Below are 12187 nucleotides of genomic sequence, written 5' to 3' on the forward strand. Positions count from 1 at the left end.
GTCTTAACCCTCCACCACAAGGCCCATGCTGCGGGCGCTACCGGCAATGGTGCGCACCGCGGCGTCGAGATCGGCAGCCGTCAGATCCGGCTCCTTCTGCTTGGCAATGTCTTCCAGCTGCTTGCGGGTGACCTTGCCCACCTTGTCGGTGTTCGGCTTCTGCGAACCCTTGGCGACGCCGGTGGCCTTCTTCAGAAGGATCGTGGCGGGCGGGGTCTTGGTGATGAAGGTGAAGCTGCGGTCGGAGTACGCGGTGATGATGGTCGGAATCGGCAGACCCGGCTCCAGCTTCTGCGTGGCGGCATTGAACGCCTTGCAGAACTCCATGATGTTCAGGCCGCGCTGGCCGAGGGCGGGGCCCACCGGCGGCGACGGGTTGGCCTGACCGGCCTTGACCTGCAGTTTGATGTAACCGACAACTTTCTTTGCCATGGGATTTTCCTCGCGAGTTCAGGCGCCTTGCGGCTCCTCGCTGTTCACCGTTCCGTGGATGGAAGGAAGATCTGCCTCGTGCAGATCCGAAACGCAGGCACGCCGGGCCAAAAAGACCCCGCGTGAACCGCGCAGTATAGAGATTTACCGGATCATCAGCAAGCCCCGTGCCAGTTGCGGCACCTGGGGGAAATCAAAAGCGGAGCGGATCGGGTTGGTCGGAGTCCACTCTCCCCCGCAGGCGGGGAAGGGCGAAGGTGCCGAGCGGGTTCGCTTCGGGCAACCTTCTCCCTGGACTCAGGCCTTTTCGACCTGGCCGAACTCCAGTTCTACCGGGGTGGAGCGGCCGAAGATCAGTACCGCCACGCGCAGGCGACTCTTCTCGTAGTTGACTTCCTCGACCACGCCGTTGAAATCGTTGAACGGGCCCTCGGTGACGCGCACCATCTCACCCGGCTCGAACAGCACCTTGGGCTTGGGTTTCTCGACACCCTCGCGCACGCGACTGAGGATGGCGTCGGCCTCGCTGTCCTTGATTGGCAGCGGGCGGTCGGCGGTGCCGCCGATGAACCCCATCACCTTCGGGGTTTCCTTGATCAGATGCCAGCATTCGTCGTCGATCCGGGGCGACTTGCCCTCGGTGTTCGTCTCGATCTGCACCAGCACGTAGCCAGGGAAGAACTTGCGATCGCTGCGGCGCTTCTGGCCACCGCGCATCTCGATCACTTCCTCGGTCGGCACCAGCACTTCGCCGAACTTCTCTTCCATCGCGGCACGCTTGACGCGCTCCTCGAGGGAACGCTTCACCTGGTTCTCGAAGCCCGAATAGGCGTGCACCACGTACCAGCGCTTGCTCATGCTCACCTCAGCTACCCAGCTTCAGCAGCCAGTCGAGAATGACCGACTTCAGGATCAGGTCGATAAGACCTAGCAGCAACGACAGCACGATCACCACCAGGATGATGATGCCGGTCGTCTTGATCGTCTCGTCGCGAGTCGGCCAGACCACCTTGCGCATCTCGAACTGCGACTCGGCGATGAAATTCCGCACCCGCCGGCCCAGCGCGGTGAACGCGGCGATCGCCAGCGCCACCACAAATGCGGCCAGCACGCCCAGCAGGCGTACCGACGAGGAAATGCTGCCGTCCCGACCGAACCAGGAATAGGCGAAGATACCGGCAGCCAGCACCAGACCCGCCAGTACCAGCTTGCCGATGTCGGCGGCGTTCGTGCCCTTGGGCTGTTCTGCCTTGGTATTCATGTACTAGCGACTCGGTGTCAGCAGCATGCCGTGCCTTGCGGCCGGCCCTGCCATCGTCACCCGTCTCGGTCCTCGGGGAAGTGGCACGCCAGGAGGGACTTGAACCCCCAACCTGCGGTTTTGGAGACCGCTGCTCTGCCAATTGAGCTACTGGCGTAAAACGGAAATTGGGAATAGAGAATCGGGAATGGTAACCGATCTGGAGCGTGTCGTGCTTCGCTCCAGCGATTCCCGATTCCCGACTCTCTATTCCCGGTGTATTACTTGATGACCTTGGCCACCACGCCGGCGCCGACGGTGCGGCCGCCTTCGCGGATGGCGAAACGCAGGCCTTCGTCCATCGCGATCGGGTGGATCAGGCTCACCACCATCTTCACGTTGTCGCCCGGCATCACCATTTCCACGCCTTCCGGCAGCTGGCAGGCGCCGGTCACGTCGGTCGTGCGGAAATAGAACTGCGGACGGTAACCCTTGAAGAACGGCGTATGACGGCCACCCTCGTCCTTCGACAGCACGTAGACTTCGGCTTCGAAATCGGTGTGCGGGGTGATCGTGCCCGGCTTGGCCAGCACCTGGCCACGCTCCACGTCGTCACGCTTCAGGCCGCGCAGCAGCAGACCGGCATTGTCGCCCGCCTGACCCTGGTCCAGCAGCTTGCGGAACATTTCCACGCCGGTCACGGTCGTCTTCTGCGTGTCGCGGATGCCGACCACTTCGATTTCGTCACCGACCTTGATGATTCCGCGCTCGATACGACCGGTCACCACGGTACCGCGGCCCGAGATCGAGAACACGTCTTCCACCGGCATCAGGAACGGCTTGTCGATCGCACGTACCGGCTCCGGGATGTAGCTGTCCAGCGCGTCCACCAGCTTGATGATCGCCGGCACGCCGATCTCGCTCTGATCACCTTCCAGCGCCTTCAGCGCCGAACCGTGGATGATCGGCGTGTCGTCGCCCGGGAAGTCGTACTTGCTGAGCAACTCGCGCACTTCCATCTCGACCAGCTCGAGCAGCTCGGCGTCGTCGACCATGTCCGCCTTGTTCAGGAACACCACGATGTACGGCACGCCGACCTGACGGCTCAGCAGGATGTGCTCGCGCGTCTGCGGCATCGGGCCATCGGCGGCCGAGCACACCAGGATCGCGCCGTCCATCTGCGCCGCACCGGTGATCATGTTCTTCACGTAGTCGGCATGGCCCGGGCAGTCCACGTGCGCGTAGTGGCGGATCGGCGACTCGTATTCCACGTGCGCCGTCGAGATCGTGATGCCGCGCGCCTTCTCTTCCGGCGCCGCGTCGATCGCGCTGTAATCCTTGAACTCGCCACCGAAGCGCTCCGCGCCGACCTTCGTCAGCGCTGCCGTCAGCGTCGTCTTGCCGTGATCCACGTGACCAATCGTGCCGACGTTGACATGCGGCTTGGTGCGTTCGAATTTACCCTTTGCCATGCGCGCTAAACCCCGATGGAGTCAATGAATTGAGAAAACGCCCGTTTCAGGGCCGGCCATGACGGCCGAATGAGTGGTGCTCATGACAGGAATCGAACCTGTGACCTCTTCCTTACCAAGGAAGTGCTCTACCGACTGAGCTACATGAGCAAAGTTTTAGCCATCCTCCATGATGGCAAAGAACAAACCAGCATCCATGCTGGACAATTCAAAAAAGCGTCGATCTATGCAACGACTGCTTCGATCGATGGCACTGGACACTTGTAGCGCAATGGAGCGGAAGGCGGGAATCGAACCCGCGTAATCAGTTTGGAAAACTGATGTTCTACCATTGAACTACTCCCGCCCTGCGCGGAACTCCTGCTCCTGGTCGCGCCACTTTCGCGTCGCGGGTGTCACTTGAAATGCTGGTGGAGGGAGGTGGATTCGAACCACCGAAGGCGTAAGCCAGCAGATTTACAGTCTGCCCCCGTTGGCCGCTTGGGTATCCCTCCAGAATCTTTTTCGAACTTTACTTGTCGCGTGATGCCTGCGTCCGGGAGGTGGATGACTCCGGGCATCCTGCCCTTCGTCTCTTCGGGGCCAGCCCTGCGGGCTGTTCAAATTCGTTCCAGACGAATTTGTCGAACCACCAGAGGCACAAGCCGGCAGATTTACAGCCTGCCACGTTGGCCGCTTGGATATCTGTCCAACAAAGAACGCGTATTGTGTGGATCGGACCCCGAACTGTCAACACCTTGCGGCAGCGATTCCACCCCAGCGAGCGATGTTTCCGCAGATATCGTCAGTCCAGCGAAGCTGCACGCAAGTCGACCAGTTGCTCAATGCCCTTGGACAATTCCAGCAGCTGTTTCGCCTGCGCCTGCAGCCGTCGCTCGTTGTCGTCGCGCGGCTCCCAGCGCGGCACCGGGGTGGGTTTGCCGTCCGGGCTGTCCAGCGCCACGAAGACCATCACGCAACTGGTCGCCAGGCGCTGCTCGTCCTTGCGCAGGTCGCGCGCCAGCACGTCGACCGCCAGGTGCATGCTGCTGGTGCCGGTATGGATCAGGCGCGCCCGCACCGTGACCAGGTCGCCGATCAGGATCGGCGCCACGAACTGGATGCCGCTGACCGAGGCGGTGACGCAATACGCCCCGCTCCAGCCCACCGCGCAGGCATAACCGGCCTGGTCGATCCACTTCATCGCCATGCCGCCATGCACCTTGCCGCCGAAGTTGACATCGGTGGGCTGGGCGAGGAAGCGGAACGTCACTTCGTGCTGTTTTCCGGGCATCGGCTGGCACCTGTCGACGAGATGTCGGGTTCGCATTATGCCCTGACCCGGAAGGCGATCCACGCCGGCGCGTCAGGCCCCGCCCGATGCCGCCAGCGCCCTGCTCCGAAACCGCCGGCACCAGTCGCGGCGAGGTCGCTCAGACGTTGAACAGGAAATGCAGCACATCGCCGTCCTTGACGATGTATTCCTTGCCTTCCTTGCGCAGCCGGCCGGCCGCGGCGGCGCCGGCTTCGCCCTTGTACTGGATGAAGTCGTCGTAGCCGATCGTCTCGGCGCGGATGAAACCCTTCTCGAAATCGCTGTGGATCACACCCGCCGCCTGCGGCGCGCTGGAGCCGCGGCGCAGCTGCCACGCACGCACTTCCTTCACGCCGGCGGTGAAATAGGTCTGCAGGTCGAGCAGCTTGTAGCCGGCGCGGATCACCCGGTTCAGGCCCGGCTCGTCCAGGCCCATGTCCTTCAGGAACTCGTCGCGGTCGGCCTCGTCGAGCTGCGCCAGTTCCTCCTCGATCGCCGCACACACCGGCACCACCTCGGCCCCCTCGGCAACGGCGCGTGCGCGCACGACGTCGAGCAGCGGATTGTTCTCGAAGCCGTCGTCGGCGACGTTGGCGATGTACATCAGCGGCTTCAGGGTGAGCAGGAACAGATCGCGCACCAGCGCCTTCTCTTCCTCGTCCAGACCCAGGCTGCGCGCCGACCTGCCCTCGTTGAGGCCGGCGGACAATTTCTGCAGCACCGGCTTGCGTGCCAGCGCTTCCTTGTCGTTCGCCTTGGCCGCGCGCTCGGCACGGTTCAGCGCCTTGTCCACCGACTCCAGGTCGGCCAGCGCCAGCTCGGTGTCGATCGTCTCGATGTCGGAGATCGGGTCGACCTTGCCGGCCACGTGGATCACGTCGCCCTCGAAGCAGCGCACCACGTGGGCGATCGCGTCCACCTCGCGGATGTGCGCCAGAAACTTGTTGCCCAGGCCTTCGCCCTTCGAGGCGCCGGCGACCAGGCCGGCAATGTCGACGAACTCCACCGCAGTCGGCACCACTTTTTGCGGATTGACGATGGCCGCCAGCGCGTTGAGTCGCGGATCCGGCACCGGCACCACGCCGACGTTCGGCTCGATCGTGCAGAACGGGAAATTCGCCGCGGCGATGCCCGCCTTGGTCAGCGCGTTGAACAGGGTGGACTTGCCGACGTTGGGCAGTCCGACGATGCCGCATTTGATGCCCATGGATAACTCCGAGGTATGTGCTGTTCCGGGCGTCATTCCCACAAAAGCGGGAATCATTGAGCTGCTGCATGCCCCGAGCAAAATGGGTTCCCGCTTGCGCGGGAATGACGGCCGCTACGTTCCAGACGCTGTATGTAGTTGTTGCATCGCCTTGTCGAACTGGCCGTCCACCGCCAGCGGCAGCACGTCCAGCGCGCGGGCGATGCCATCGAGGATCGCATCCTCGTCCGCAGCCGAAGGCCGGCCCAGCACCCACGGCGTGACCTGGTCGCGGTGGCCGGGATGGCCGATACCCACGCGCAGGCGATGGAACCTGCCGTGGCCGAGGTGGGCCATGATGTCGCGCAGGCCGTTCTGGCCGCCGTGGCCGCCGTCGAACTTCAGGCGCACGGTGCCGGGCGGCAGGTCCAGGTCGTCATGCGCGACCAGGCACTGCTCCGGCTCGATCTTGTAATAGCGCAGCGCCGAAACCACGGCGATGCCGCTCTTGTTCATGAAGGTGGCCGGCTTCAGCAGCCACACCGGTTCGCCGCCGAGGCGCACGCGGCAGGCTTCGCCGTGCAGCTTGCCGTCGAAGGCGAAGCGCTCGCCCTGCCCGCTGGCGAGGGCATCAACTAGCCAGAACCCGGCGTTGTGCCGGGTTCGGAGGTATTCGGCGCCGGGGTTGCCCAGCCCGACGATGAGTCGCAAACCAGCCATGCGGACAAGCAGCAGTGACGACCCGCGCTCCAGCGGAACGCGGGTCGACGCGGCTTACTTCTTGTCGTCCTTCTTGGCCGGCGCGGCGGCGGCCGGAGCCGCAGCCGGCGCGGCAGCCTCAGCCGCCGGCGCTTCCTCGACCTCTTCCTGCACCGTGTTGGCCGTGACCACCGCGGTGTCGTGGCCTTCGCCGCCATGCAGCGCGACCAGCTCGACGTTCTTCGGCAGCTTCAGCTGCGACAGATGGATGATGTCGCCGGGCTTCAGGTCGGCCAGGTCCAGTTCGATGGACTCGGGCAGATCCTTCGGCAGGCAGGTGATTTCCACTTCCGTCAGGTTATGCGAGATCACCACACCGGAGGTCTTCGCAGCCGCGGACTTCTCCTTGTTCAGGAAGTGCAGCGGCACGTTGACGCGGATCGCTTCCTTCTCGTTCACGCGCAGGAAGTCCATGTGCATCATCAGCTGCTTGAACGGATGCTTCTGCCAGTCACGCACCAGCACCTTCTGCACCTTGCCATCGACATTCAGGTCGAGCACCGAGGAGAAGAACCACTCGTTCTTGGCGGCGAGCAGGATGGTGTTGTGCTCGATCTGGATGCTTTCCGGCGCCTGGCCGGCACCGTAGACGACGGCCGGCACGAAGCTCGCATGACGCAGGCGGCGGCTCGCACCTTTCCCCTCGTCCTTGCGGCTTTGCGCCTTGATTTCATGAGTCTTGGACATTTCGTTACTACCTTGGTTTTTGAAGAACCGCCTCGCGGCGATTTCGTGACTTTTCCGCGACCAGAAAAGCCGGTTACTTCCACGCGGCATCCATGCCGCGAAAAGCCGAACATCAAGACCGCCCATCCTGGGCGGACTTTCAAATTCTCAATCCACGTACAGCGAACTCACCGACTCACCGAAGGCGATGCGGCGAATGGTTTCGGCCAGCAGCTCGGCGACCGAGAGCTGGCGGATCTTGGCACAGGCCCGCACTTCCGGGCGCAGCGGCAAGGTATTGGTGACCACCAGCTGGTCGAGATGCGAATTCTCGAGGTTGCTGATCGCCGGGCCGGACAGCACCGGGTGCACGCAGTAGGCGACGACCTTGCGCGCGCCGCGATCCTTCAACGCAGCGGCAGCCGCGCACAGGGTGCCGGCGGTATCGACGATGTCGTCGACCATCACGCAGGTCTTGCCGTCCACGTCACCGATGATGTTCATCACGGTGGAGACGTTCGCGCGCGGCCGACGCTTGTCGATGATCGCCAGGTCGGCATCGTCCAGCCGCTTGGCGATCGCGCGTGCGCGCACCACGCCACCCACGTCCGGGCTGACCACGATCAGGTCGTCCATGCTGTGGTTGCGCCAGATATCGGCCAGCAGCACCGGCGAGGCGTAGACGTTGTCGACCGGGATGTCGAAGAAACCCTGGATCTGATCGGCGTGCAGGTCGACCGTCAGCACCCGGTCGACGCCGGCGGCGCCGATCATCCTGGCGGCCAGTTTGGCGGTGATCGGCACGCGCGCCGAGCGCGGCCGGCGATCCTGCCGGGCATAGCCGAAGTACGGGATCACCGCGGTGACGCTGGCCGCCGAGGCGCGCTTCAGCGCATCAGTCAGCGCCAGCAGCTCGAACAGGTTGACCGCGCTGGGCGCGCCGGTCGGCTGGATCACGAACACTTCCTGCTTGCGGACGTTTTCCTCGATCTCGATCTGCACTTCGCCGTCGCTGAACGTGCCGACCAGCGCCTTGCCCAGCGGCACGCCCAGGCGATGGGCGACGTCCTCGGCCAGGGCGCGATGCGCGTTCCCGGTAAACAGCATCATCGGGGTGGACGTGTCCACAGTGGTTACCTCGAAAACTTGGCCATCATGAAATGGCTGGGGCGGCAGGATTCGAACCTGCGAATGCGGGAATCAAAATCCCGTGCCTTAACCAGCTTGGCGACGCCCCAGTGATATTTGTGTATCTGCTGTACCTGATCCGACCCTGCCGCCAACCGTTACGCCGCGCCCCGATGGCGCGCCGCTGCCTCGTGCAGGGGCGACATGTCGACACCGCTGGCCACATGCGCCGTGAATGCCGCCGGACATTGCCGGGCCACCGCCTGCGCCCGCTCCAGCGAACGCAGCTCCAGGAACACGCAACCGCCGCTGCCGGAAAGCCGCGCCTGACCGAAACCGCCCAGCCAGTCCAGCGCCGCGGCCACCCGCGGGTGCCGCGCGCGCACCACCGGCGCGAAGGCGTTTTCCGTCGTTTCACCGGAAGCAAAGGATGAAATTGTCGCCCGCGGCGCATTTCGTGTCAATTCAGGCGCTTGAAACAGCGCGGCGGTCGGCACCGGCTCGTGCGGGTCGAGCACCACGTAATGACGCGGCGGCAGCGCCAGCGGACTGAGCTGCTCGCCGACGCCTTCGGCCCACGCCGAACGGCCGCGCACGAACACCGGCACATCGGCACCGAGCTGGCGCCCCAGTTCCGCCAGCGCATCCTCGTCCAGGCCCAGCCGCCACTGCTGGTTCAGCGCCACCAGCACAGTGGCCGCGTCGGAACTGCCACCGCCCAGCCCGCCGCCCAGCGGGATGCGCTTGTCCACTTCGATATCGGCGCCCAGCGGCGTGCCGGTGCGTTCCTGCAACAGCCGCGCCGCCCGCACCACCAAGTCGGCGGACTCGGGCACGCCCGGCACCTCGCGCGTGCGCCGGACCAGGCCGTCGTCGCGCACGCGCAGGCGCACCTCGTCGCCCCAGTCGAGCAGGCGGAACACCGTCTGCAGCTCGTGATAGCCGTCCGGCCGCCGGCCGGTGATGCGCAGGAACAGGTTCAACTTGGCCGGCGCCGGCCACACCGTCCATCCGCCGGGCTCAGGCGGCGGCAACGATCGGCTCATGAACACGCGCAGGTCGTCGGGAAAGCCGTTCTCGCGATCGCGCTCACGTGCGAACGCAAACGTCGGATCGTTCTTGTCGACCGTGGCAAAACCGTGCTTCGCATAGAACGGCGCATTCCATGGCACCTCGGCCAGCGTGCCCAGGTCCATCCGCCGGTAGCCGGCCTCGCGCGCCCAGGCGCAGGCGTGCTCCACCAGGGCGGCACCGATGCCACGCCGGCCGTATTCCGGCAGTACGTCGATCTCGGCGATGCCGATCGCGCCATCGGCCAGCTCCGTATCCAGCCAGACGAAGCCGACCGGCGCGCCCGTTCCGTCCCGCGCCACCCACACCAGGCCGCGGTCGATCGCCTGGCGCAGCAGTTCCGGCGGGATCGACACGGCCGCATAGCTGGGCCACGCCGGGTGGCCGCGGAACAGCTGCACGGCCTTGCGCTCGATCGCGCACAAGGCCTCGACCTGGCTGGGGTCGGCACGTTCGATCGGGAAGGACATGCGGGTTCCGGAATTCGCCAAGCGGCCGCGCGGCCAGCAGAGGGCGCAAAGCCTAACCCAACCGGGCGGGCTTACTGAAACTGCCAGGACTCGATCGACAGCTTCACCTTGTACGGTACTTTCGCGGCGAACACCTTCGTCGGCAGCGGCGGCTGGCGCGCGTCGTCCCATTCGCGGTAGTCGACCGTCCAGCCATCCTGCTGCAGCAGCGAGGGCAAGCGGTTCTCGCCGAAGCTCAGTTCGGCCGGACCGCTGTCCGCGCGCAGGCCGAGCACCCAGGCACGCAGGTCGCGCAGCGGCACTTCCCAGCCCAGTGCCTTGCGCATCAGCGCCTCGGCATCGGGGCCACGCAACGGGCCGTGCGCCATGCCTTCCAGCAGGGCGCCGTCCGGACCGCCGCTGAGGCGGAAGTTCATGCCGCTGATCGCCGGCCCGCGCAGCACGAACTCGTACTGCTCGCCGTCCTGGGTCCAGCTGAAGCTGCCGCTGCCGCCGTCCTTGCCGTTGGAAACGCCGAGCCGGCCCTGCAGCACCCAATGATCGGCCTGCGCCAGCGCCCGTTCGCGCGCGAGCTGCGCGCCGAGCAGGCCGGCGTCGCCCTTCACGCGCACCGCCTGCGGCACGCAGGCGGCAAGCAGCAGCGGCAGGACCACGGCGGCGAAACACAGCCACCGCCTCATGGATGCAACCGCTTCAGGGTTTCCTGCAAGGAGGTGTTGTGCGGGTCGAGCTTGCGCACTTCGTCGAAGACCCGCCGCGCATCCTGCTGGCGACCCTGCTTCCACAGCACCTCGCCAAGGTGCACGCCGACGTCGGCGTCCTTGCGCGCCAGCCAGGCGCCGCGCAGGGTCTGCGCGGCCTGGTCCAGGTGGCCCAGGCGGTACTGCAGCCAGCCCCAGGAATCGGCAATCGCCGGGTCGTCCGGCTTCGCGGCGCGGGCGGCGCGGATCAGTCGCTCGGCCTCGGGCAGGTCGCGGTTCGCATCGGCGAGGGTGAAGCCCAGCGCGTTGCTGGCATCGACGTCACCCGGCTTGAGCTTCAGCAGGTGCTGGAAGTCCTGCACTGCCTGGTCGATCTGGCCGGCTTCCGCATAGGCCAGGCCGCGGCCGTACAGCAACCCGGGATCGTCCGGCACGACTTGCAGCGCGTGGCTGAACGCAGCCTCGGCCTTCGCATAGTTCTGTTCGCGCAGATACAGCTCGGCGTCGGCCTGCCAGGCCTGGCGCAACTGCGCAGGCTGGTCGAGATAGGCCAGTTGCAGCTGCCCCAGCAATTCGTGCGCCTCGGCACGCTTGCCCTGCGTGTGCAGGATCATCGCGCTGCGCAGGTCGGCGTCGAACGCGTGCTCGTCGGTGTCGCTGACCTGGTCGTACCAGGCCAGCGCCTCGGCTTCGCGATGCTGCATCTCGGCCAGCTGGCCAAGCAGGTAGGCGCTGCTTTCGCGGATCTCGGGCGGTGCCTTCTGTAATTCCTGGTACAGCGCCGCCAGCGCCTTGCCGTCCTGTTCGTGCGCGGCCAGTCCGGCGCGCATGACGAAGACGTCGGCGTTCTGCGGACCATGCGCCAGCAGCCGGCTGGCGCCGGCGTAGTCGCCGGCCTGGCCGAGCATGCCGGCGTAAGCCAGGCGCAGCTGGATGTTCTGCGGCTCCTTCGCCAGCGCTTTCTGCAGCAGTGCACGGGCGCCGTCGTGGTCGCCGTCTTTGAACTTCATCTGCGCCGCCCACGCGTAGGTCTCGGCGCTCTTGAACCGTTGCATCGCGGCGTCGGCAATCTGCACGGCATAGGTGTGCCGGCCGAGCCGGTCACCCAGCTCGCTCATCGCCAGCCACGCCTGCGCGTCACCCGGCAAACGCTGCGGCGTGGCCAGCGCCTCCAGCAGGCGAGCCGCCTGGGCCTGGTCGCGGGCGCCCACCAGCACGCGGCCGAACTGCCGCCAGGCGTCCTTGTCGCCGCTGCCGATCAGAAGTTCCAGCTGGCGCCGCGCCTCGGTCGTATCGCCGCGGTCCAGCGCCAGCTGGGCCCGCGCCTGGGCCATCGCGGCGGGCCTGGCGCCCAGCGCCTGCCAGCGATCCAGTGCGCGCCGGGCGGCAGCGTCGTCATGCACGGCAATTGCCAGCCCGGCGGCGCGCTCGGCCACCTGCGGGTCGTTGCTCAAGGCCATCGCCTTGTCGTAATGGCCGGAGGCGGCCTTCAGGTCGGTGCGGGTCAGCGCCATCTCGCCGGCCAGCAACTGCGCCAGCACGTCGTGGTCGGCGTCCGGGGTGACCACCGTCAGGTGCGCCAGCGGCTGCGGCGTGGAGACCGTTTTCGGGGTGGAACGCAGCGGCGCGCCGGCGCAGGCGGCCAGGCCCAGCGCCAGCGTCGTTACTGCCGTAAAATGCCGCAGTTGCTTGAACTTGCCTGCCCCGCTCCGCACACTACCGTCCATCCACATGCCTGCTCTGGTCACCGCCTGGCGACGTCGCGCCA

12 protein-coding genes and 5 tRNA genes are annotated in these 12187 nt (G+C 65.9%); all 17 read right to left on the minus strand.

Features of this window, described 5'->3' with window-relative positions; genetic code table 11:
• Positions 1-3: 3 nt before the first annotated feature.
• The 17 genes from rplK to QQA13_RS11465 all read right to left on the minus strand — a co-directional run bounded on the left by rplK (position 4) and on the right by QQA13_RS11465 (position 12152).
• Positions 4-432 carry a 50S ribosomal protein L11 gene (rplK, locus tag QQA13_RS11385; RefSeq protein WP_027491701.1) on the minus strand — a complete coding sequence of 143 codons (429 nt, stop codon included), beginning with the start codon at positions 430-432 and terminating at the stop codon, positions 4-6.
• A 297-nt stretch (positions 433-729) separates the two neighbouring features.
• Entirely contained in the window at positions 730-1290 is a 561-nt protein-coding gene (nusG, locus tag QQA13_RS11390) for a transcription termination/antitermination protein NusG (RefSeq protein WP_108473252.1), read from the minus strand.
• A gap of 7 nt (positions 1291-1297) precedes the next feature.
• Positions 1298-1693: a preprotein translocase subunit SecE gene (gene secE / locus QQA13_RS11395; protein ID WP_108473250.1), complete on the minus strand. Its 396-nt coding sequence runs from the start codon at positions 1691-1693 to the stop codon at positions 1298-1300.
• A gap of 81 nt (positions 1694-1774) precedes the next feature.
• Positions 1775-1850, minus strand: a tRNA-Trp gene (locus QQA13_RS11400).
• A gap of 103 nt (positions 1851-1953) precedes the next feature.
• Positions 1954-3144, minus strand: a complete 1191-nt coding sequence (tuf, locus tag QQA13_RS11405; protein WP_108473169.1) for an elongation factor Tu — start codon at positions 3142-3144, stop codon at positions 1954-1956.
• A 74-nt stretch (positions 3145-3218) separates the two neighbouring features.
• Positions 3219-3294 (minus strand) — tRNA-Thr (locus QQA13_RS11410).
• A 122-nt stretch (positions 3295-3416) separates the two neighbouring features.
• A tRNA-Gly gene (locus tag QQA13_RS11415) sits at positions 3417-3490 on the minus strand.
• 62 nt (positions 3491-3552) lie between these two features.
• Positions 3553-3638 (minus strand) — tRNA-Tyr (locus QQA13_RS11420).
• A gap of 290 nt (positions 3639-3928) precedes the next feature.
• On the minus strand, positions 3929-4417 hold the full coding sequence (locus QQA13_RS11425; RefSeq protein WP_108470677.1) for an acyl-CoA thioesterase: 489 nt from the start codon (positions 4415-4417) through the stop codon (positions 3929-3931).
• A 139-nt stretch (positions 4418-4556) separates the two neighbouring features.
• Positions 4557-5645 (minus strand): redox-regulated ATPase YchF, encoded by a 1089-nt coding sequence (ychF, locus tag QQA13_RS11430; RefSeq protein ID WP_108470678.1) that lies wholly within the window; start codon positions 5643-5645, stop codon positions 4557-4559.
• Positions 5646-5759: 114 nt separating this feature from the next.
• A complete protein-coding gene (gene pth, locus QQA13_RS11435; RefSeq protein ID WP_108470679.1) occupies positions 5760-6344 on the minus strand; it encodes an aminoacyl-tRNA hydrolase in 585 nt (194 codons plus the stop codon).
• A gap of 54 nt (positions 6345-6398) precedes the next feature.
• Positions 6399-7070, minus strand: coding sequence for a 50S ribosomal protein L25/general stress protein Ctc (locus tag QQA13_RS11440; protein WP_108470680.1), 672 nt, complete (start codon positions 7068-7070; stop codon positions 6399-6401).
• 147 nt (positions 7071-7217) lie between these two features.
• Positions 7218-8159, minus strand: coding sequence for a ribose-phosphate diphosphokinase (locus QQA13_RS11445; RefSeq protein ID WP_199909806.1), 942 nt, complete (start codon positions 8157-8159; stop codon positions 7218-7220).
• 51 nt (positions 8160-8210) lie between these two features.
• Positions 8211-8287 (minus strand) — tRNA-Gln (locus QQA13_RS11450).
• 48 nt (positions 8288-8335) lie between these two features.
• Complete coding sequence (ispE, locus tag QQA13_RS11455; protein WP_108470681.1) at positions 8336-9718, minus strand: 4-(cytidine 5'-diphospho)-2-C-methyl-D-erythritol kinase; 1383 nt, start codon at positions 9716-9718, stop codon at positions 8336-8338.
• Between the two features lie 71 nt (positions 9719-9789).
• Positions 9790-10398, minus strand: a complete 609-nt coding sequence (gene lolB, locus QQA13_RS11460; protein WP_108470682.1) for a lipoprotein insertase outer membrane protein LolB — start codon at positions 10396-10398, stop codon at positions 9790-9792.
• The gene (locus QQA13_RS11465; protein ID WP_234411282.1) at positions 10395-12152 is read right to left on the minus strand and encodes a tetratricopeptide repeat protein; all 1758 of its coding nucleotides are present in this window, start codon (positions 12150-12152) and stop codon (positions 10395-10397) included. Before QQA13_RS11465 ends, lolB begins: the two co-directional genes overlap by 4 nt.
• Positions 12153-12187 lie beyond the last annotated feature (35 nt).

Source organism: Rhodanobacter thiooxydans, assembly GCF_030291135.1.
Taxonomy (GTDB): domain Bacteria; phylum Pseudomonadota; class Gammaproteobacteria; order Xanthomonadales; family Rhodanobacteraceae; genus Rhodanobacter; species Rhodanobacter thiooxydans_A.

What these genes read in the sequence shown, in the direction of transcription:
- rplK (WP_027491701.1), bottom strand. Translation starts at nt 432, where the DNA reads ATGGCAAAGAAAGTTGTCGGTTACATCAAACTGCAGGTCAAGGCCGGT.
- nusG (WP_108473252.1), bottom strand. Translation starts at nt 1,290, where the DNA reads ATGAGCAAGCGCTGGTACGTGGTGCACGCCTATTCGGGCTTCGAGAAC.
- secE (WP_108473250.1), bottom strand. Translation starts at nt 1,693, where the DNA reads ATGAATACCAAGGCAGAACAGCCCAAGGGCACGAACGCCGCCGACATC.
- tuf (WP_108473169.1), bottom strand. Translation starts at nt 3,144, where the DNA reads ATGGCAAAGGGTAAATTCGAACGCACCAAGCCGCATGTCAACGTCGGC.
- QQA13_RS11425 (WP_108470677.1), bottom strand. Translation starts at nt 4,417, where the DNA reads ATGCCCGGAAAACAGCACGAAGTGACGTTCCGCTTCCTCGCCCAGCCC.
- ychF (WP_108470678.1), bottom strand. Translation starts at nt 5,645, where the DNA reads ATGGGCATCAAATGCGGCATCGTCGGACTGCCCAACGTCGGCAAGTCC.
- pth (WP_108470679.1), bottom strand. Translation starts at nt 6,344, where the DNA reads ATGGCTGGTTTGCGACTCATCGTCGGGCTGGGCAACCCCGGCGCCGAA.
- QQA13_RS11440 (WP_108470680.1), bottom strand. Translation starts at nt 7,070, where the DNA reads ATGTCCAAGACTCATGAAATCAAGGCGCAAAGCCGCAAGGACGAGGGG.
- QQA13_RS11445 (WP_199909806.1), bottom strand. Translation starts at nt 8,159, where the DNA reads ATGATGCTGTTTACCGGGAACGCGCATCGCGCCCTGGCCGAGGACGTC.
- ispE (WP_108470681.1), bottom strand. Translation starts at nt 9,718, where the DNA reads ATGTCCTTCCCGATCGAACGTGCCGACCCCAGCCAGGTCGAGGCCTTG.
- lolB (WP_108470682.1), bottom strand. Translation starts at nt 10,398, where the DNA reads ATGAGGCGGTGGCTGTGTTTCGCCGCCGTGGTCCTGCCGCTGCTGCTT.
- QQA13_RS11465 (WP_234411282.1), bottom strand. Translation starts at nt 12,152, where the DNA reads ATGTGGATGGACGGTAGTGTGCGGAGCGGGGCAGGCAAGTTCAAGCAA.